The 19,024-nt window shown below is 69.0% G+C and carries 22 protein-coding genes and 1 tRNA gene; 13 read left to right on the top strand and 10 right to left on the bottom strand.

What is annotated here, in order from left to right:
- Window positions 1-21 precede the first annotated feature (21 nt).
- The 6 genes from RUR_RS31035 to RUR_RS31010 all read right to left on the bottom strand — a co-directional run bounded on the left by RUR_RS31035 (window position 22) and on the right by RUR_RS31010 (window position 3,744).
- Window positions 22-393 (bottom strand): hypothetical protein, encoded by a 372-nt coding sequence (locus tag RUR_RS31035; RefSeq protein WP_283138772.1) that lies wholly within the window; start codon window positions 391-393, stop codon window positions 22-24.
- A complete protein-coding gene (locus RUR_RS31030) occupies window positions 359-814 on the bottom strand; it encodes a helix-turn-helix domain-containing protein (protein ID WP_283138771.1) in 456 nt (151 codons plus the stop codon). Before RUR_RS31030 ends, RUR_RS31035 begins: the two co-directional genes overlap by 35 nt.
- An 81-nt stretch (window positions 815-895) precedes the next feature.
- Window positions 896-1,804 carry a M56 family metallopeptidase gene (locus RUR_RS31025; protein ID WP_283138770.1) on the bottom strand — a complete coding sequence of 303 codons (909 nt, stop codon included), beginning with the start codon at window positions 1,802-1,804 and terminating at the stop codon, window positions 896-898.
- On the bottom strand, window positions 1,801-2,160 hold the full coding sequence (locus RUR_RS31020; protein WP_283138769.1) for a BlaI/MecI/CopY family transcriptional regulator: 360 nt from the start codon (window positions 2,158-2,160) through the stop codon (window positions 1,801-1,803). The genes RUR_RS31025 and RUR_RS31020 overlap by 4 nt, the downstream gene beginning before the upstream one ends.
- Before the next feature lie 40 nt (window positions 2,161-2,200).
- Window positions 2,201-2,968 carry a class I SAM-dependent methyltransferase gene (locus RUR_RS31015; protein ID WP_283138768.1) on the bottom strand — a complete coding sequence of 256 codons (768 nt, stop codon included), beginning with the start codon at window positions 2,966-2,968 and terminating at the stop codon, window positions 2,201-2,203.
- Between the two features lie 20 nt (window positions 2,969-2,988).
- Window positions 2,989-3,744 carry an SDR family oxidoreductase gene (locus RUR_RS31010; protein ID WP_283138767.1) on the bottom strand — a complete coding sequence of 252 codons (756 nt, stop codon included), beginning with the start codon at window positions 3,742-3,744 and terminating at the stop codon, window positions 2,989-2,991.
- 94 nt (window positions 3,745-3,838) lie between these two features.
- Between RUR_RS31010 and mshA the strand changes: the two genes are divergently transcribed.
- The 3 genes from mshA to RUR_RS30995 are packed head-to-tail and all read left to right on the top strand — an operon-like array spanning window position 3,839 to window position 6,394.
- Entirely contained in the window at window positions 3,839-5,122 is a 1,284-nt protein-coding gene (mshA, locus tag RUR_RS31005; RefSeq protein WP_428847037.1) for a D-inositol-3-phosphate glycosyltransferase, read from the top strand.
- Complete coding sequence (locus tag RUR_RS31000; RefSeq protein WP_283138766.1) at window positions 5,119-5,607, top strand: type III secretion system chaperone family protein; 489 nt, start codon at window positions 5,119-5,121, stop codon at window positions 5,605-5,607. Before mshA ends, RUR_RS31000 begins: the two co-directional genes overlap by 4 nt.
- A gap of 43 nt (window positions 5,608-5,650) precedes the next feature.
- Window positions 5,651-6,394 (top strand): phosphoglyceromutase, encoded by a 744-nt coding sequence (locus RUR_RS30995; RefSeq protein ID WP_283138765.1) that lies wholly within the window; start codon window positions 5,651-5,653, stop codon window positions 6,392-6,394.
- On the opposite strand, the gene phoU is transcribed toward RUR_RS30995, so the two are convergent.
- Window positions 6,375-7,046, bottom strand: coding sequence for a phosphate signaling complex protein PhoU (gene phoU / locus RUR_RS30990; protein WP_283138764.1), 672 nt, complete (start codon window positions 7,044-7,046; stop codon window positions 6,375-6,377). The genes RUR_RS30995 and phoU overlap by 20 nt on opposite strands.
- 112 nt (window positions 7,047-7,158) lie before the next feature.
- Here phoU and RUR_RS30985 point away from each other — a divergent pair, with 112 nt between their 5' ends.
- From RUR_RS30985 to RUR_RS30975, 3 genes are read left to right on the top strand one after another with little or no spacing between them, the layout of a single operon-like run.
- Complete coding sequence (locus RUR_RS30985) at window positions 7,159-8,328, top strand: sensor histidine kinase (RefSeq protein WP_283138763.1); 1,170 nt, start codon at window positions 7,159-7,161, stop codon at window positions 8,326-8,328.
- Window positions 8,325-9,014, top strand: coding sequence for a response regulator transcription factor (locus tag RUR_RS30980; RefSeq protein ID WP_283138762.1), 690 nt, complete (start codon window positions 8,325-8,327; stop codon window positions 9,012-9,014). The genes RUR_RS30985 and RUR_RS30980 overlap by 4 nt, the downstream gene beginning before the upstream one ends.
- A gap of 12 nt (window positions 9,015-9,026) precedes the next feature.
- Window positions 9,027-9,854: a putative RNA methyltransferase gene (locus RUR_RS30975; RefSeq protein ID WP_283138761.1), complete on the top strand. Its 828-nt coding sequence runs from the start codon at window positions 9,027-9,029 to the stop codon at window positions 9,852-9,854.
- Window positions 9,855-10,415: 561 nt separating this feature from the next.
- Here RUR_RS30975 and RUR_RS30970 read toward each other — a convergent pair.
- Together RUR_RS30970 and RUR_RS30965 are read right to left on the bottom strand one after the other, a co-directional pair.
- Window positions 10,416-11,003 carry a copper chaperone PCu(A)C gene (locus RUR_RS30970; protein ID WP_283138760.1) on the bottom strand — a complete coding sequence of 196 codons (588 nt, stop codon included), beginning with the start codon at window positions 11,001-11,003 and terminating at the stop codon, window positions 10,416-10,418.
- Between the two features lie 105 nt (window positions 11,004-11,108).
- Window positions 11,109-11,777 (bottom strand): hypothetical protein, encoded by a 669-nt coding sequence (locus tag RUR_RS30965; protein ID WP_283138759.1) that lies wholly within the window; start codon window positions 11,775-11,777, stop codon window positions 11,109-11,111.
- A gap of 258 nt (window positions 11,778-12,035) precedes the next feature.
- Here RUR_RS30965 and RUR_RS30960 point away from each other — a divergent pair, with 258 nt between their 5' ends.
- Both RUR_RS30960 and ispF read left to right on the top strand, forming a co-directional pair.
- On the top strand, window positions 12,036-12,521 hold the full coding sequence (locus RUR_RS30960) for a CarD family transcriptional regulator (RefSeq protein ID WP_283138758.1): 486 nt from the start codon (window positions 12,036-12,038) through the stop codon (window positions 12,519-12,521).
- 2 nt (window positions 12,522-12,523) lie between these two features.
- A complete protein-coding gene (gene ispF / locus RUR_RS30955; protein WP_283139855.1) occupies window positions 12,524-13,006 on the top strand; it encodes a 2-C-methyl-D-erythritol 2,4-cyclodiphosphate synthase in 483 nt (160 codons plus the stop codon).
- Window positions 13,007-13,273: 267 nt separating this feature from the next.
- On the opposite strand, the gene RUR_RS30950 is transcribed toward ispF, so the two are convergent.
- Window positions 13,274-14,260 (bottom strand): DUF2637 domain-containing protein, encoded by a 987-nt coding sequence (locus tag RUR_RS30950; protein WP_283138757.1) that lies wholly within the window; start codon window positions 14,258-14,260, stop codon window positions 13,274-13,276.
- Between the two features lie 183 nt (window positions 14,261-14,443).
- On the opposite strand from RUR_RS30950, the gene RUR_RS30945 reads away from it, so the two are divergent.
- The 5 genes from RUR_RS30945 to RUR_RS30925 all read left to right on the top strand — a co-directional run bounded on the left by RUR_RS30945 (window position 14,444) and on the right by RUR_RS30925 (window position 18,639).
- Entirely contained in the window at window positions 14,444-14,833 is a 390-nt protein-coding gene (locus tag RUR_RS30945) for a PPOX class F420-dependent oxidoreductase (RefSeq protein ID WP_283138756.1), read from the top strand.
- A 60-nt stretch (window positions 14,834-14,893) separates the two neighbouring features.
- Window positions 14,894-16,285 carry a cysteine--tRNA ligase gene (cysS, locus tag RUR_RS30940; protein ID WP_283138755.1) on the top strand — a complete coding sequence of 464 codons (1,392 nt, stop codon included), beginning with the start codon at window positions 14,894-14,896 and terminating at the stop codon, window positions 16,283-16,285.
- A gap of 10 nt (window positions 16,286-16,295) precedes the next feature.
- Complete coding sequence (rlmB, locus tag RUR_RS30935) at window positions 16,296-17,294, top strand: 23S rRNA (guanosine(2251)-2'-O)-methyltransferase RlmB (protein WP_283138754.1); 999 nt, start codon at window positions 16,296-16,298, stop codon at window positions 17,292-17,294.
- A 26-nt stretch (window positions 17,295-17,320) separates the two neighbouring features.
- A tRNA-Thr gene (locus tag RUR_RS30930) sits at window positions 17,321-17,393 on the top strand.
- Window positions 17,394-17,769: 376 nt separating this feature from the next.
- Window positions 17,770-18,639, top strand: coding sequence for a hypothetical protein (locus RUR_RS30925; RefSeq protein WP_283138753.1), 870 nt, complete (start codon window positions 17,770-17,772; stop codon window positions 18,637-18,639).
- Window positions 18,640-19,024 lie beyond the last annotated feature (385 nt).

Below are 19,024 nucleotides of genomic sequence, written 5' to 3'. Positions count from 1 at the left end.
GACGGGTCCGGTGATCGGGCGTCAGCGCTCGGTCTTGCGGGTGCCGGAGCCGACCTTCTCGTTGGTCTTCTTGGCCGGGCCGATGGTCCTGGGCTCGGCGGTACCGCGGCCGGATTCGCGGAGCTTCTTGACCGTGGGGTGCTCACCCATCCGGTCGACGACCTTCTTGCCGCGGTGGGCGAGCTCGTCGTAGAGCTTGGTGGCCTTCTCACCGATGGTGTGCGCGTAGTCGCGGGCCATCCCGGGCAACTCCTTGGTCCCGCGGCGGCTCTGGAGCCTGTGCAGATGGCCGGGGATCTCGCGGATCTTCTCATAGGCGAGGTCGCCCGCGCCGGCGACGGCGTGGAAAGCCTTGGTCTCAGTGATCTTCTTGACTTCGGTGGCGATGGTCATGGTGCTGTCCCTCCGTGGTTTCGCTCTCCTGCTCGCGCAAGGGGTCGGCGTCGTCCCCGTCTTCAGACCCCCCGGACTTCGCGTCGTTCTCCTTGCGGAACGATTCGTAGATGTCGATCAACACCTGGCGCTGGCGCTCGGTGATGGTTCCGTCCGCCCGGAGCGCGGTCAACACGTCGCTGTCGGGCTCGCGGTTCTCCAGGAACCCGGCCTGGACGTACAGTGCCTCGGCTGAGATGCGCAGTCCTTTGGCGATCTGCTGCAGGATCTCGGCGCTCGGCTTGCGAAGGCCCCGCTCGATCTGACTCAGGTAGGGGTTGGACACGCCTGCCTGAGCGGCGAGCTGACGGAGGGAAATCCTCGCCTGCGTCCGCTGCTCACGGATGTACTCCCCGATTGAGCCGACCTTGGGTAGTTCCATACCCTCAGTCTGCGTCACTATGCTTGCAATTGCAAACTAAATTGCTAGCTAGAGCAAGCACAAGGCTGTGAGAATCGTCACTCAGGTCGGGATCAGCCAGAGGATGGGCGCGGAGATCGTCAAGGCGAAGGAGACGATGAGGATCGCCAGCCGGAGGGACCTCGGCAGCGCGGGTGCCGGGACGAGCAGGCGGTTCACCCGGGTGATGACGGCGTGGTTCTCGGCGCCCATGCCCAGCGCCCCCTGCGGGACCGGAGCACCCCCGGCGGCGCCGAACCGCAGCAGCGCGGTGGCGAGCAGCCGCGGCGACGAGGTACGTCTCGCCCAGTCGTCCGCGCACATCTCGATCAGCAGGTCGACGGAGGACTGCGCCTCCCGAACCAGGTCCGACCAGGGGAGGGCGCGCCGGAGCGCGGCAAACGGCAGGGCCACCAGGTCGTGCCGCTCCCGGCCGTGGGCCATCTCGTGTGCCAGCACCGCGGTGAGCTCGGCGGGTTCCAGCAGCCGGAGCGTGCCGGCGCTGATCACGACCTGTGAGCGCAGGCCGGGGACGCAGTAGGCGGCGGCGCTCGGATGGTCGAGCACCAGGACGCCGGGCACCCCCGGATCGCCCCGGCCGACCAGGGAGAGCAGCAGGCGATGGCGGCGCCGGGCCCGGATGACCTGGACGGTGGCGACGATCATGACTGCGATGAGGAGCGACAGCAGCGTCAGCCCCGCGCTGAGCGCGACCCCTTGGGACGGGTACGGCTCGAAGGGGAGCCGTCCGGTGACGATCAGCACCAGCCCGGACGCCACGCTCTCGCCGTACGGGGCGAGCCCGTACCCCAGCAGGGCACCCGTGGTGGCCAGACCCCAGGTGAGCCCGACCGACTGCCACAGAATGATCGCCGGCCGCGGATCCTGCCACGGCCAGCGCGCCCGTACCAGAGCCTCGGCCACCAGCCCGCAGACGATCGCGAGCACGGTGAGCGCCAGCGCAGTGATCATGGCTCGCTGTGCAGGCCGGAGAGGGCTCGGCGGAGCGCCTCGGCCTCGGGGCCGGAAACCGATCGAACGAAGTGCGCCAATGCGGCGTTTCGGTCTCCGGTGAGGTCGAGGGCGCCGAGCATGAGCTCGGCGACGTAGGCGTCCCGGCTCTCGGCGGGGTGGTACCGCCAGGCGCGGCCGTCCCGCTCCCGGCGCAGGAACCCCTTGCGCGTCAGCCGGTCGAGGACCGTCATGACCGTCGTGGGCGCGAGGTCCCGGTCGGCCATGGCCTTACCGACCTCACGCGCGGTGAGCGCCTCGCTGTGCGCCCAGAGCACGTCCATGATGTGTCGTTCGAGCTCACCCAGACCTTTCACGTGGTCAGTCTAACCTGCGTAGTACGACCCCCTGTAGAGCTCATCCCCCCACCGCCGACCAGGCAAAGGTGATCTCACCCAGCCGCCACCTCCGCCGCCCGCCCAGCGGAGGCCGTACGGCCACCGGCCTGGTCCCGGCCAGCAGTTCGGCGGTGGCGATCCAGCGGGCCCTGACGCCGTGGGACCGGAACGGCGCGCAGACCGCCCATGCGTGGTCGAAGGCGGTGAGCAGCTCGTGGATCGGCTCACCGGGGACATTGCGGTGGATCAGCACCTTGGGCAGGCGCTCGGCAAGCTCCGACGGGCGGTCCAGATCGGCCAGGCGGGCCGCGAAGGTGATCGTCTGCGGGCCGTCGGCGTCCACCGTCAACCAGGAACAGCGACGTCCGAGCTCGTCACAGGTGCCCTCCACCAGCACGCCGCCCGGGGCGAGGCGGTCGCGCAGGCCGTACAGGGCACGCCACGCCTCCTCCTCCCCGTACTGGCGGAGCACGTTGAACGCGCGGATCAGCGTCGGCGGCCGGGCCACCGGCAGCTCGAAGCCGCCGTGGACGAAGGTCAGCCCAGGGCGCTCGGCCGGCTTGGCCGCGGCGACCCGCTCGGGATCGATCTCCACCCCGACCACCTCGACCGCCGGGCAGACCGCCCGCAGCCGGTCGAACAACTCCACGGTGGTCGTCGGGGCGGAGCCGTACCCCAGATCCACCACGAGGGGGCGGTCGGCGGAGCGCAGCAGCCCCCCGTGGACGGCGGTCAGCCAGCGATCGGAGCGGCGCAGCCGGTTGTACCCGGTCGTCCCCCGCGTCACGGCTCCGATCGGCCGCATCCTCAGTCGCCGGCCCCGACCCGGTGCACCTTGTGCTGGGCGGCCTGGGCCCGCGGCCGGAGCACCAGCCGGTCCACGTTGACGTGGGAGGGCCTGGTCACACACCAGGCGATCGCGTCCGCGACGTCGTCGGCCACGAGAGGCTCCGCCACCCCCTGGTACGGCAGCGCGGCCGTCTCCGCGTCACCCCGCGCCCGGTTGAGGGAGAACTCCTCGGTCCGCACCATCCCCGGGCAGATCTCCACGACCCGGACCGGCTCCCCGCACAGCTCCAGCCGGAGCGTCTCGGTCACGGCCGTCTGCGCGTGCTTGGCCGCGCAGTACCCGCCGCCGGTCTCATAGGTGATCAAGCCGGCCGTCGACGTCACCATGACCAGCACCCCGTCCCCCGAGGCGATCAGCTTGGGGAGCAGCGCCTTGGTGATCCGGAGCGTGCCGAGGACGTTCACCTCGTACATCCACCGCCAGTCCGCGGGTGAGGACTCGGCCACCGTCTCCACCCCGAGCCCGCCCCCCGCGTTGTTGACCAGCACGTCGCAGGTGGCGACGGACTCGGCGAAGGCGCGCACGGAGTCCTCGTCGGTGACGTCCAGCGTGACCGGGCGGACCCCCGGCACCTCCTCGGCGAGCTGCTCCAGCCGGTCGCGGCGCCGGGCCGCGGCCACGACGTCGTACCCCTCACGGGCGAGCCGCCGCGCGGTCGCCTCGCCGATTCCGCTGCTCGCCCCGGTCACCACCGCGGTCGGTTTCCTCGTCACACCCCGCAATCCTGCCAGAGCCGCCGCCTGCGCCGGGGAATCCAACCGGACCCACCGTGGTTGTACCTCCCTTGGAGCCGTGGAGGTGGTATTGGTGCCGAGACTGGCGCCCCTGGTCAAGAGGGTCGCGACGATTAGTTTGCACACTTCCCCCCTAGACCAGCCGGGGACCGGTGACGCGGGAGGCATGAACGTCTACATCGTCGAGGTGGCCAAGCGCCTCGCCGGACTCGGCGTAGAAGTCGAAATCTTCACCCGTCAGACAGCCCGTGACCTGCCGGCCACCGTCGAGCTCGCCCCCGGCGTCCTGGTCCGCCACGTGACCGCGGGGCCGTACGAAGAGCTGAGCAAGGAGTCCCTCCCCGGCCAGCTCTGCGCGTTCCTCTCCGGGGTACTGCGGACCGAGGCGATGTACGAACCGGGCCGCTACGACGTCATCCACTCCCACTACTGGCTCTCCGGCCAGGTCGGCTGGCTCGCCAAGCAGCGGTGGGGGGTGCCCCTCGTCCACACCATGCACACGATGGCCAAGGTGAAGAACCTGCTGCTCGCGGAGGACGACCGGCCCGAACCCGCGGTACGGGTCCTCGGCGAGGACCAGGTCGTGGACGTCGCCGACCGGCTCGTCGCCAACACCCAGGCCGAGGCCGAGGAGCTCATCCACCTGTACGGCGCGACCCCCGAACGGGTCTCCGTCGTCAACCCCGGGGTGAACCTGTCGGTGTTCCGGCCGGGGTCCGCGGCCGAGGCCCGTGACCGGCTCGACCTCCCCCGGGACGCGATCGTCCTGCTCTTCGTCGGCCGGATCCAGCCGCTCAAAGCCCCCGACCTGCTGCTGCGCGCCGTCGCCCGGCTGATCTCGGCGGACCCCGCCCTCCGCTCACGCCTGGTCGTCGCCTGCGTCGGCGGACCCAGCGGCAACGGACTCGCCCGGCCCACCCACCTCACCGAACTCGCCGAAACGCTCGGCATCGCGGATCTGGTACGGCTGGCGCCGCCCTGTCCGCAGCACGAACTCGCCGACTGGTACCTCGCCGCGGACCTGACGGCCGTCCCCTCGCACAACGAGTCCTTCGGCCTGGTCGCCCTGGAGTCGCAGGCCTGCGGCACCCCGGTGGTGGCGGCCGCGGTCGGCGGGCTCCGCACCGCCGTACGGCACGGGGTGTCCGGCGTCCTCGTCGACGGACACGACCCCAGGGAATGGGCCCGCGTCCTGCGCAGGCTCATCGACCGGCCCGAATGGCGCGGGTCGCTGTCCCGCGGCGCGGTGGCCCACGCGGCGGCCTTCGGCTGGTCGGCGACCGCGGCGCGGCTGTCGGAGGTGTATACCCGTGCCATGACGGCGACGCATCGACTGCCCACGGCGGTCAACCGGTGAACACCGAAGAGATCATCGAAGCGGCCCTTTCGGACGCCGAGCTGTCCTACGAGCATCCGCGGCCGGGAGCGTTCCTGGTCAAACTGCCCGGCAGTCACCGCCTCACCACCATGACCTGGCTGATCGTCGGCGAGCAGGCCCTGCACATCGAGGCGTTCTTCTGCCGGCGGCCCGATGAGAACCACGCCGAGTTCTACCGCTGGCTGCTCACCAAGAACGGCTCCATGTACGGGGTGCACTTCGCGCTCGACCCGGTCGGCGACGTCCACCTGGTCGGCCGGGTCCCCCTCGGCTCGGTGAACGCCGACGAGATCGACCGCATCCTCGGATGCGTCCTCACCTACTCCGACGAGTCCTTCGACCGGGCCCTGGAACTCGGATTCGCCTCGGCGATCCGGCGGGAGTGGGCCTGGCGGCGGGAACGGGGGGAGTCCCTCGCCAACCTCCAGGCCTTCGCCTCGCTCATCGAGCGTCCCGAGGGCTGACCGCGGGGAAGTCCCGCCCCGCCGGGTCGCTAGGCTGGTCGGCATGGCGACTTTGGTGCTGCTACGGCACGGCGAAAGCGTGTGGAACGCCGAGGGACTGTTCACCGGCTGGGTGGACGTCGGGCTGAACGACAAGGGTGAGGGCGAGGCCGCGCGGGGCGGCAGGCTCCTGGTCGACGCGGGGGTCCACCCCGACGTCGTGCACACCTCCCTGCTCAACCGCGCGATCCAGACCGCCGACATCGCGCTCGGCGCGGCGGACCTGCTCTGGCTCCCGGTCCGCCGGTCCTGGCGGCTCAACGAGCGGCACTACGGCGCGCTCCAGGGCAAGAACAAGGCCCAGACCCGCGCCGAGTTCGGCGACGAGCAGTTCATGCTCTGGCGGCGTTCCTACGACACGCCTCCGCCGCCGCTCGCGGACGACGACGAGTTCTCCCAGGTGCACGAGGCCCGTTACCGGAGCCTGCCGAACGAGCTGATCCCGCGGACCGAATGCCTGGCCGACGTCGTCGACCGGATGCTCCCGTACTGGTACGACGCGATCGTCCCGGACCTCGCCGCAGGCCGTACCGTCCTGGTGGTCGCGCACGGGAACTCGCTGCGCGCTCTGGTCAAGCACCTGGACGGGATCGGCGACGAGGAGATCGCCGGGCTGAACATCCCCACCGGGATCCCGCTCCGGTACGACCTCGACGAGAACTACCGGCCGCTCAAGCCCGGCGGCGAATACCTGGACCCGGAGGCCGCCCGGGCGGCGATCGAGGCCGTCAAAAACCAGGGGAAGTGACCGCCGCGTCCGCGGCGTGCGAGCCGGTGACCAGGTAGACCACGCTCTGGGCGATCCGGACCGCGTGGTCGGCGTACCGCTCGTAGTACCGCCCGGTCAGGGTGACGTCGACGGCGGGCTCCACCCCGTGTGGCCAGTCCTTGGCCAGCAGCCGGGTGAGGAGCTCGCGGTGGAGTCCGTCCATGGCGTCGTCGTCGGTCTCCAGCTCCAGCGCGGTCGCCACGTCCCGGGTCCGGACGACGCTGCCGGCCTTGGCGACGAGACCCTCGGCGATCCGGCCCATCTCCCGGATCGCCGGGTGGAGCTCGGGGGGGACGGCCGAGTCCGGGTACCGCAGGCGGGCGATCTTGGCGACGTGCTCGGCCATGTCGCCCATCCGTTCGAGGTCCGTCGCCATCCGCAGGGCGGTGATCACCATGCGGAGGTCGCGGGCCACCGGCTGCTGGCGGGCCATCAGCTCCAGAATCGATGCCTCGATCTCGGTGAAGAGCCTGTTCACCTCCGTGTCCCCGGAGATCACCGCCTCCGCGGTACGCAGGTCCGCGTCGAGGAGCGCGGTTGTCGCGTCGGCCATCGCGGAGCGGACCAGGGCGGCCATCTCCACCAGCCGGTGGGTGAGAGCGTCAAGCTCGTCGTGGTAGGTGTCACGCATGCCGTCAACGTAAGCCGGACCGGGTGAACGAGGCCCGACCCTGAGATGAACTCTCCGGGAATGCAAAGGTCAGAGGCTAATCGGCCCTTTTTCAGCACCTACCATCGAGGATGTGAGCGCTGAGCTTTTCGCCGGGCTGGCCGCGTTGACCGGATTCGCGATCGGGGTCGTCGCGGTGCTCGCCGTCCGCCAGACCGAAGGCGTCCCGCAGGACCTCCCCGGTGACGAGGAGGCCGCGATACTCCCGCACGGGATCGCCTCCGTCCTGTCCGTCCTCCCCTCCTCGGCCGTCGTGCTCGACCGCCACGACCGGGTACTCCGCTCCAGTTCGGCCGCACGCGCGTTCGGGCTGGTCCGCGGTGACCACCTCATGGCCGCCGAACTGGTGGCCCTGGCCCGGCACGTCCGCAGGGACGGCGAGATCCGGGAGAGCGAGATCGAGGTGCCCGGGCAGCGGTTCGGAAAGGAGCCCACGACCTTCGCGGTCCGGGTGGCGCCGCTCGGCTCGCACGGACAGGTGCTGGTGCTCGCCGAGGACCAGACCGAACGGCGCCGCGTCGAAGCCGTCCGGCGGGACTTCGTGGCCAACGTGAGCCACGAACTCAAGACGCCCGTGGGGGCGCTCAGCCTGCTCGCCGAGACCGTGCAGGGCGCCGCCGACGACCCGGAGGCCGTACGGCGCTTCTCCGGCCGGATGCGGTACGAGGCGGCGAGGCTGACGTACCTCATCCAGGACATCATCACCCTCTCCCGCATTCAGGGCGGCGAGCCCATCCCCGTCCCCGGGGCGGTCGGGGTGGACGGCGTCATCCACGATGCGATCGACCGGTGCGTCACCCGGGCGGCGGCCAAGCAGATCACCCTGGTCGCCGCGGGGACCGACGGGCTCCGCGTCTGGGGCGACGAGGACCTGCTCGTCACCGCGCTGCGCAACCTCATCGACAACGCCGTCGCCTACAGCCCCGAGCTGACCCGGGTCGTGGTGAGCGCCCGGCGGATCGGCGACCACATCGAGATCAGCGTCAGCGATCAGGGCATCGGCATCCCCGAGAGCGCCCAGCAACGGATCTTCGAGCGCTTCTTCCGGGTGGACGCCGCCAGGTCGCGCGCCACCGGCGGCACCGGACTCGGTCTCGCCATCGTCAAACACGTGGCCGTGGCGCACGCGGGTGAGGTGACGGTCTGGAGCAAGGAGGGCTCCGGGTCGACGTTCACCCTCCGCATCCCCGCCTACGGCACATCGGACCTGCCTGAACACATCCCGTTGGAGGCTGTGACGTGACCCGCGTACTCGTCGTGGAGGACGAGGAGTCGTTCTCCGACGCCCTCTCCTACATGCTGCGCAAGGAGGGCTTCGAGGTGGCGGTCGCCGCGACCGGCCCGGACGCGCTGGAGACCTTCGACCGGTCCGGCGCCGATCTCATCCTGCTCGACCTGATGCTTCCCGGGCTGCCCGGGACCGAGGTGTGCCGGGCGCTGCGGATGAAGTCCAAAGTCCCGGTGATCATGCTCACCGCGAAGGACAGCGAGATCGACAAGGTGGTCGGGCTGGAGCTCGGCGCCGACGACTACGTGACCAAGCCGTTCTCCTCGCGGGAGCTCGTCGCGCGGATCCGGGCGGTCCTGCGGCGCCGGGGCGACGAACAGGAGAGCGGGCTCGGCGTGCTCGCCGCCGGTCCGGTCCGGATGGACGTCGACCGGCACACCGTCGCCGTCTCCGGCAGGCCGATCCAGCTGCCGCTGAAGGAGTTCGAGCTGCTCGAAGTGCTCCTGCGCAACGCCGGGCGGGTACTCACCCGAGGCCAGCTGATCGACCGGGTCTGGGGCGCCGACTACGTGGGGGACACCAAGACCCTCGACGTGCACGTCAAACGGCTCCGCGCCAAGATCGAATCCGACCCCTCCAGCCCCCGGCACATCCTCACCGTCCGCGGACTCGGCTACAAGTTCGATCCCGCCGAGGGCTGACATCATGGACGTATGCTGCGCGACGTCATCCCGTACCTGATCTGCCCGGTCTGCGGATCCGAGACGACCCTCGCCGGCGAATCGGTCCGCTGCGCGGGCGGGCACGTCTTCGACGTCGCCCGGCAGGGGTACGTCAACCTGCGCGGCCCCGAGCGTGGAGCCGGAACCGGCGACACCGCCCCCATGGTGGCCGCGCGGGAGGGCTTCCTCAACGCGGGCCACTACGCGCCCCTCGCCGAAGCGCTCACCGCCGGGCTCCCCGAACACGGGCTGATCGTCGACGCGGGGGCCGGCACCGGCTACTACCTGAGCGCCGTCCTCCGGGACCGTCCCGGACGGATCGGTCTCGCCGTCGACAGCTCCAAGTACGCCCTCCGGCGCGCCGCCCGGGCCCACGAGCGCATCGGGGCCGTCGTCGCCGACGTCTGGCGACCACTCCCCGTCCGTACGGCGTCCGCGGCGGCCGTGCTGAACGTCTTCGCCCCACGCAACGGCGCCGAGTTCCACCGGGTGCTCCAGCCCTCCGGCGTCCTCGTCGTGGTCACCCCCACCCCGAGGCACCTGCGGGGACTCGTCGAGACGCTGGGCCTGCTCACCGTCGACGAACACAAGGAGACCAGGGTCGGCGACACCCTGGCCGGACACTTCACCTCCGCCGGCGCGAAGACCCTGGAGGTCCCGCTCAAGCTCGGCCGGGAGGAGGTCACCGCGATCGTCGCCATGGGGCCGAGCGCCTGGCACACCGACCCCGCCGTGCTAGCCGAGCGGATCAAGGCCCTCCCCGGCACCGTCGAGGAGACCGCCTCCTTCCAGATCACCTGTTTCCACCCGATTCCCTGACCGGCTCGCCTGGTGTGGCGACATGTCGGTTGATGGGGTTGTACGGCCATGCGTGGGTGCCTGAGCGGATTTGAGAGGACTGTACGGCCGACACGGCGTCAGCCGTACCCGGAGAAGACGCGTTGTCCGGAAGGGGCAGGCGTGCGCCACCTCGGCCGTACGGAACCGCACATCCCCTCAAACCGGGACGCCACCAAGGCCGGCCCGGTCAGCGACTCTTCCGCCGTACGGAATCGAGCGCCCCTCCCTCAAGCTCGGTTCGGCGCAACCCGTATCCCCGGGTGATCGTTGCGGTGTGCGCGCCGCGCAGGGGTCGCAGAGCGCGACGATCATGCGAACGGTGTACGGGTGGGGTCGCTTGGGCCGGGGATGTCGCCGGGATCGGTCCGGCGCGGCCCGTACCCCGGTGATCGTTGCGGTGTATGCACCGCGGAGGGAGCGCAGAGCGCAACGATCACCTGTACGAGGTGAGGGTTGACTGTGACCGGCCCGCTGTGTCGGCCGTACACATGGAAAAGGACGCCGTCCACTGGAGAGACGGCGTCCTTGACGGGCAAAGCCTTAGTGCGCGGCTTCGGTGGCCTCGGCGGTGGGGGTGGCCGACGGCGTCGGGCTCGGTACGGGCGAGGGCGCGCCGGGCAGTGGCGGGAAGGTGGCGAACTCGCGGCTCCGCGGGATCACCGGAACGTGCAGGGTGATCTGCCCTGCCTTCTCGAAGTTCAGGGTGAGCTGCGAGGACTCACCGCCACGGTGGGCGGGCGCACCGGCGAGGAAGACCTCGAAACTCTGCGCGCCGACGCTCACCGGCTTCTCCACGGGCGCGGTGATGGGGGCGCTCGGCGAGCCGGTCTTCTCGGCGCCGGCCACGGTGAACCGGTCGTCGGCACCGCTCTTGTTGATCACGGTCAGGTAGACCGGGATGGGTGATCCGGCGGTGTGCGTCTGTCCGGGGGTGGGGCCGAGAATGAAGGCGTTGAGCACGCTGATCCCGCGCTCCACCTTGTTGGCACCTTCCGTCGGGTGGTACGGCTTCAGGGTTTGGGCGTCGAACCCCGCGCCGCAACCGGCCAGCGCCGGAGCGACTACGAGGGCTGCGGCGATGGCGATGGCGCCACGACGGCTACCGGTGCGTCGGCTGGGGCGGAACACGGCTGGATTTCTCCTCGCTGAGGGTAGGGGAACACCATCAGACAAGATAGCCGTGCTGGGGGGATGGTCTGTGACCGGGCCGTGCGATTCGGCATGCGCGTCGGGTCAGCTCGGCGTGACCGCGGTCATGACGGGGGCCCACGGCAGGCGCAGACGCCGCAGCTGTCCGCTGAGGGATCGTTTCGTGTGGAGATTGTGGAGAATGGCGCCGACCACCCCGTCACTGTGGATGAAGACCGCCGTGGGCCCGGTGCGCGGGTAGGCGGTGACGATCCGCCCGGACGGGTCGCTGATCACCGTGGTGCCGGGGCGGCTCAACGGGTGCCGGGTGACGAGGTAGAACGGGATCCCCTCGGCGTGGGCCTGCGTCCGCAGGTCGTCGATGACGGGGTCGCATCGACAGTCCGGCGGGACCAGGAAGAGCACGGCGGGCCGCAGGTGACGCACCCAGACGTTTGAGGCGCCCATGCGGAGCTGGAGATCGGGCGGTTTCTGGCCGGTCCGGGTGGTGGTCACCGGGTTGCCCTGCTTGGGGGTGAAGGTGATCAACATCGTCGCGGAGATCGCGATCAGAAGGGCCACCGTGGCGACGATCGGCCCGATCGGTCCCTTGACGCCGATGCGCTCACGGAGGTGCCGCAGCCGGTCGGCCCGCCGGCGATGGCGGAGCTCCCGCTGGTAGGCGCGGACCTCGGGTTCGAGCTCGCGCGCGTCATCTGGGATTTCGATATGAATGGGAGGTAGACCTGAGTCATCATGATGTGGACCGTTCACGATAGTTACCTCCCAGGTCAGGTTAATGACGGCGGGATCTTTTAAGTATGAACAGCACGTGTCGGACAGCACACAGCGGGTTGGTCGGCCAGCCGTTTCGATCTCGATTCGATGACGGTTTGAGTGGGGCGACAGCATCAAGTCGGGCACCTGTCAAGTGATAAGTTGCCGTCTTGACCTGCACTTATGTCCTTTTCGCTGTTTCGAGGGGCGAGAAGGGCGTGGTACCCTTGAACCAGCGGAAGGGGTACTTGTCACATGACTTTCCAGGTCGGCGACACCGTCGTCTACCCCCACCATGGGGCTGCTCGGATCGAAGCCATCGAGACTCGCACCATCAAGGGTGAGGACAAGATCTACCTGGTCTTGAAGGTCGACAAGGGCGACCTTACCGTTCGAGTGCCTTCGGACAACGCCGAACTCGTCGGTGTACGTGATGTCGTAGGTCAAGAGGGGCTTGAGAAGGTGTTCGACGTGCTTCGCGCGCCGCACACCGAAGAGCCCACCAACTGGTCTCGTCGCTACAAGGCGAATCTCGAAAAGCTTGCCTCCGGCGACGTCAACAAGGTCGCGGAAGTAGTCCGCGATCTCTGGCGTCGCGACAAGGAGCGCGGCCTGTCCGCCGGTGAAAAGCGGATGCTGGCCAAGGCTCGCCAGATACTCGTCAGTGAACTGGCGCTGGCGGAGAAGACGAACGAAGACAAGGCGGAAGCCCTGCTCGACGAGGTGCTCGCCTCCTCTTGAGCATGTCGATGCCACAGGTGGGCGTCGGAGTCGACGTTCACCCGTTTCAATCGGGACGTTCACTCTATTTGGCCGGTCTGCACTGGCCTGGAGAGGACGGGCTCGCAGGCCACTCGGACGGAGACGCGGCCGCTCACGCCGCGTGCGACGCCCTGCTTTCAGCCAGCGGCCTAGGTGACCTCGGCGGACTGTTCGGCACGGCCGATCCCCGTTGGAAGGGTGCCTCGGGCACGATACTGCTGGCGGAGGCCTCCCGTAAAGTGCGGGAGGCCGGATTCGCAATCGGGAACATCGCGATACAGGTGATCGGCAATCGGCCGAGGCTCGCTCCTCGGAGGACCGAGGCCGAGCAGGCCCTCTCCGAGGCGGTGGGGGCGCCGGTCACCGTCGCGGGCACCACCACGGACGGTCTCGGTCTGACCGGTCGCGGCGAAGGTGTGGCCGCCATCGCGACGGCGCTCGTCATGCGCACGATTTCCCGCTGATTTCGCGCAACCTTTTACCTATTTGCAGCGTCACTTATGGTGAATCTGCATTCCCACACCCTTCGCCGTGTATGCCCGGTAGTGGGATGTAGTCAGACTCGGGAAGGGCACACCCCTTCACCTGAGAAGGGCGGCGACTCATCCGGCGCGGACTGAGTCGCCGCCCACACCGTTTTGAGCCCGTCCCTTCAGCCTCGTCGGCTGTTTCCCGCCCCTGCCCTCGAGACAGGAGCGGGCCGCTTGGAAGCCGTACAGACGCTTGTGTGGTCAGTCCAGGGGAGGGACGGGGGAGCTTCGGACCCGCTCCAGCGGGGGTTTGCCCGGGGCGTCCGGCGTGTGGCGCCGTACCGGCTCCTCCACATCCGGTTCGACGGGCTCCGGGGTCGGCGCGGGGAGCAGGTTCACCGGGGAGGTCGCCGCCTCGTCCCCGGGTGGACTCGGTGGCTCGTCGGCCTGCTCCACAGCCGGCTCCCGGGCGGATTCATCCGGGTAAGGGATGAGATCGGGGTTCTGCGAGGTCGGTTCCGCGGCCTCGTGCAGCGCCGGTAGCGGCTCCCCGGCCCAGACGATCGGGTCCTTCTCCTCATGCGGCTCCGACGGCTCCTCGGGGTACGGGGCGACTTTGACATCCGGCCAGACATGGGCGAAGTAGACGTTTGGCGGATCTTCGGGTTTCGACGGCGGACGGTCCCAGATCGGCGAAGGAAGAGGGGATTTATCCACTTCAAGCGTCGGTACGGGCACCGCGGGAAGATCGGGTGCCGTGACCGGGATCGGGACGGGCTCGGGGTCGAAGGGCACGATGTCCTCGATGCCGGTCGAGGCGGAACGCACCGGTCGAACGTGGCGGAACATGAGGAGCCACAGCCAGAGGCCGACCGCGAGCAGCACCCAGGGGAGGACCGCGACGACGACCGGCCCCGGCGGTGCGCTCGCCACGCCGCCGAGTGAGCTGTAGACGCTCGCGGAGACCGCGGTGGCGAACATCAGGATGAGGACGAACCACGCCTGGATGCGGATCGGCAGCGAACCGGTCCGGACGACCACGACCGTGATCAGGGCGACGCCGAGAAGCGCGTCGAAGGCGGCGGGATAGAGGAAGGCCAGGTCGGGGCGGGCTTCGCCGGCGAGGGCGAGGGCACGGAGGCTGTCGAACGAGACAATGCAGGCGGCCACGGCCAGTGCGCTCACTCCGAGACCGACGAGGGCGAGAGCCAGGCGCTGAATCGTGGACGAAGGGGGATTCGCGTCCATAACGCCTGCGAGCCTACTCACGCTTCCACCAGGGGCCGGGCAACCGAGACCTTTTGGCTATGCGTGTCGCGATATCTCAATCTGTATCGAGTTTGTTGCAGAGGGAAGTGGAAATGACCTGACTCGGGCGTGTGACCTGCGGTGATGGCAGGCGTGCCCTTCGGGGATCACTAGGGGGAGACCATGACCGAGCTCAGCCCAAACGCGCGGGCGCTCTTCGACGCGAAGAACTTCGTCACGCTCTCGACCCTCAACGAGGACGGGTCACCGCAGACCTCGGTGATCTGGGCGAAAACGGACGGGGACGACCTGCTCTTCTCCACGGTGAAGGGCCGCCGCAAGTACGGCAACCTCGCCCGCGACCCCCGGCTGAGCGCACTGGTGATCGACCCGGCGAACCCGTACAAGTACATCGAGGTGCGCGGGCGGGCCTCCCTGGCCGACGACCCGCAGGGGGAATTGATCCAGGAACTGTCACAGAAGTACATGGGACAGGCCTATCGGTTCGACACCCCGGAAATGGAACGGGTCATTGTCCGTGTTTCGCCGGAGAAAGTGATTGTTCACGGCTGACGCCACGCGATCATCCCGAGTACGCATTACAGCAGGGGTCTGAGGCACTAGCCTGGGTATGTGAGCTTGCACCTCTACGACACCATCACGCGGACCACCCGGGAATTCGTCCCGCTGCAGCAGGGCAAGGTGGGAATCTACCTGTGTGGTGCCACCCCCCAGGCGGCCCCGCACATCGGACACCTGCGATCCGGTGTCAACTATGACGTTCTGCGTCGATGGCTGATCCGTTTGGGGTACGAGGTGGCGTTCTGCCGCAACGTCACCGACATCGATGACAAGATCCTCCGGCGGGCGGAGGAGACCGGTACGCCGTGGTTCGCCGTGGCCGACCACAACATGCGCGCCTTCACCTGGGCCTACGACACCCTCGGCTGCCTGCCGCCGACCGTGGAGCCCCGCGCCACCGGGCACGTCACCGAGATGATCGAGCTCATGCAGCGCCTGATCGACCGCGGTCACGCCTACGCGGCGGGAGGCGACGTCTACTTCGACGTGCGCTCCTGGGTCGAGCGGTACGGCGTCCTCTCCAACCAGCGACTCGACCACATGCGCGCGGCCGGTGACACCGACACCGACGGTCTCAAGCACGACGTCCGCGACTTCGCCCTCTGGAAGGGTGCCAAACCGGGCGAGCCGACCTGGCCGACCCCGTGGGGCGCCGGCCGCCCCGGCTGGCACCTGGAGTGCTCGGCGATGGCCACCAAGTACCTCGGCTCCGCCTTCGACATCCACGGCGGCGGCATGGACCTGATCTTCCCGCACCACGAGAACGAGATCGCCCAGTCCAACGCGGCCGGCGACCCGTTCGCCCGCTACTGGGTGCACAACGGGCTGCTCACCGTACGCGGCGAGAAGATGAGCAAATCCGTCGGAAACGTCTACTCGATGCCCGACCTGCTCGCCAAGGTGCGCCCCGTCGAGCTCCGCTACTACCTGGCCACCCCGCACTACCGCTCGGTCATCGACTTCTCCGACGAGGCGCTCACCGAAGCCGCCGCCGGCTACCGCCGCATCGAAGGCTTCGTCACCCGGGCCACCGAGGTCGTCCACGACGTGAGCCCCGCCTTGGAGCTTCCCGAGGCGTTCGTCACCGCGATGAACGACGACCTCGCCGTCCCGCAGGCCGTCGCCGCCGTCCACGACGTCGTCCGCGAGGGCAACGTCGCGCTCGCCTCCGGCGACAAGGATCAGGTCGCCCGGCACCTCGCCGAAACCCGAGCCATGATGGACGTGCTCGGTCTCGACCCGGGCTCACCCCAGTGGCGCTCCGCCACCCACGACCTGCGCGGCACCGTCGACGCCCTCGTCTCCGTCGCCCTGGAGCAGCGCCAGGCCGCCCGGGCCCGCCGGGACTACGCGGCCGCCGACGCCATCCGCGACCAGCTGACCGCCGCCGGAATTGTGGTGGAAGACACCCCACAGGGTCCGCGCTGGGAAATTCACCGATAGGCTCGTACGTATGCGAGCAGGGGGTCCACGGCGGCCGTCCAAGAAGAAGGGACCTTCGAAAGGCACAGGCGGACACGTCCGCCGCGGCCTGGAAGGCAAAGGCGCGACTCCGAAAGCCTCAGACCGGCACTGGTTCGAGGACAAGCAGCGCGCCAACCGTAAGGCGACCGCCGAACACCGCGAGGGCCGCGGCATGTCGCCACGAGACGGCGCCACCGAAGGCGGCCGTACGGCGCCACGCGGCGCAAGCCGTACACGATCCGGCGAAGCCCCCGAAATGGTCGCCGGCCGCAACCCCGTCGTCGAAGCCCTCCGCGCCAAAGTCCCCGCCACCGCGCTCTACATCGCCCAGCGGATCGACAACGACGACCGGATCCGGGAAGCCATCAAACTCGCCGCCGACCGGGGAATCGCCCTCCTGGAATCCGCCCGGTCCGTGCTCGACCGGCTCACCGACGGCACACACCACCAAGGCATCGCGCTCCAGATCCCGCCCTACGAGTACGCTCACCCCGACGATCTCGTCACCTTCGCCCGGGACGCCGCCGAACCGCCCCTGATCGTCGCCCTCGACAGCGTCACCGACCCACGCAACCTCGGCGCCATCGCCAGATCCGCCACCGCGTTCGGCGCCCACGGCCTGCTCATCCCCTCCCGCCGCTCAGCCGGAGTCACCGCAGGAGCCTGGAAAACCTCCGCAGGCACCCTCGCGAGCATGCCCGTCGCCCGAGCCGTCAACCTCACCCGGGCCCTCGAGGCATACCGCGAAGCCGGACTCTTCGTCATCGGCCTCGACGGCGACGGCGAGGTCGAAGCCGCAGACCTGCAACTCGCCGACGGTCCCCTCGTCGTCGTGGTCGGCTCAGAAGGCCGAGGCCTGTCCCGCCTCGTCCGCAACTCCTGCGACCAGCTCGTCAGCATCCCCATGCGCGCCGCCGCCGAATCCCTCAACGCCGGAGTGGCCACCGGAATCGCACTTTACGAGATCGCCAGGCGACGACGCCGCTGAGTAGCCGCTAGAATCGACGTAAACACGCCGGCGTAGCTCAATCGGCAGAGCATCTGTCTTGTAAACAGAAGGTCAGGAGTTCGATTCTCCTCGCCGGCTCGTGCGGCTCACCGTGCTCAAAAGCCCCGCTTTGGCGGGGCTTTTTTCGCTGTGGCTCGTAGTGCCTTTCCGGGGGGACGACCCCCCGGAGCCCCCCGGTGTGGCGGCTTCGCCGCCACCTTGTGGATGTGGTTACTGTGCTCGACGCCCTGACGGGCGTCGACGCTCTTGGTGTGAGCCCCGCCTTGGCGGGGCTTTTCGCTGTGGCTCGTCGTGTTTTTCCGGGAGGGTGACCCCCCGGAGCCCCCGGTGTGGCGGATTGGCTGCGACTTTGGCTGTGGTTGGGGCGGCAGGCTTCGAAATGGCGCCGTGGAGTGTCAATGGCGGCCGATACCTTGTGTCGACCCACGCGACACGACATGAAGGAGTGCTCATCGTGACGTCCGAGACGGACCCGGCGACCGACCTCAGCGGGTGGGATGCCGCGCTGGCCGGTGCCTTCGAGATACTGCTCGGTGGAAGTCCGGCCGCCCACCCCGCCGCCAGGTACGGGGTGTACTACGCCTCGGACCCCCTAGACGAGTTCCTGTTCCCGAATCCCTGGGCCACCTCTGACGCGCTGTCAGGTCGGGAGCCGAGGCACCTTCCGGATCCGGACGGTGAGTACCCCTTCTCCCCTTGGGCATGGCGGTTCGACCTGAGTGAGTCGTTGTTCTGCTTCGACGCCGACCTCCTGGCAGGAACGGGACCGTGGGGTGACGGCGGGCACAAGGGTCCCCGGCCGTTCGACGACGTCTTCGTCGCCGACCTGCGGACCGTTTCCTCGGTCGATGAAGCCGGTGAAGTGCTGGTGCACGGTGCGGAGTTGGGACCGCTCCTGGGGCGCCATGGGGTCGACCTGACCAGCAAGAAGTCCAAGAAACTGAACGGCTGGCTCACCGTGCTGCTGCGCGTCGCCACCGATGGCACTCTCACCGATGCGATGCGGGCCGCCACGTTTTCCGAGCGTGGCCCAGAACACCTGGTGTCGATTCACGACATGACGTACGTCCGCTCCGCCGACGAGCCTTGGGAAAAAAGGCTGGCCGCGGTTGCGCACCCCGCACTCCGCGACCATCTCCGCATGCTCTGCCTCACCGAGTTCGACGCGCGCAGCGAGGGCGGCTTCTACTGCGGCACCGACCACTGGCCGTGGATCGATGTCCTGGAAGCGGTCGGCTGTTCACTTGTTGCGGGCTGGGGGTTCGGCGAGTCACAGGCCGGTACCGCCGTCGTGCGATTGCCGGACAAGCCAGGCGTGCGCTGAGCACGCCGCTTCATCATCTCTGGTTTCCGGCATCAGGTCTCTCGATACCGGGGGCGGCTTACTGTGCTAGAAAGCCCCGCCTTGGCGGGGCTTTTCGCTGTGGTTCGTAGTGTTCTCCCGGGAGGGCGACCCCCCCCGGAGCCCCCGGTGTGGTGGCTTCGCCGCCACCTTGTGGATGTGGTTGTTGTGTCGGACGCCCTGGCGGGCGTCGGCGCGTTTGGTGTGGGCCCGTCAGTGGCGGGGCCTTTGTGGCTTGCAGTGCCTATTCAGGGGACGATTCCTAGGACGTCCCCTGAAGCCCCCGATGCGGCGGTTTCGTTGCCGTCTGTGTTGTAGCTGGATTGGGGCTCGCCGCCTTGGTGGGTGGCTTTGCCAGAGGTGGGGT

The sequence above is a fragment of the Rhizohabitans arisaemae genome (assembly GCF_025996515.1).
Lineage (GTDB): Bacteria > Actinomycetota > Actinomycetes > Streptosporangiales > Streptosporangiaceae > Rhizohabitans > Rhizohabitans arisaemae.
The sequence above is the reverse complement of the archived record's forward strand: the minus strand, read 5'-3'. Positions and strand labels throughout refer to the sequence as shown.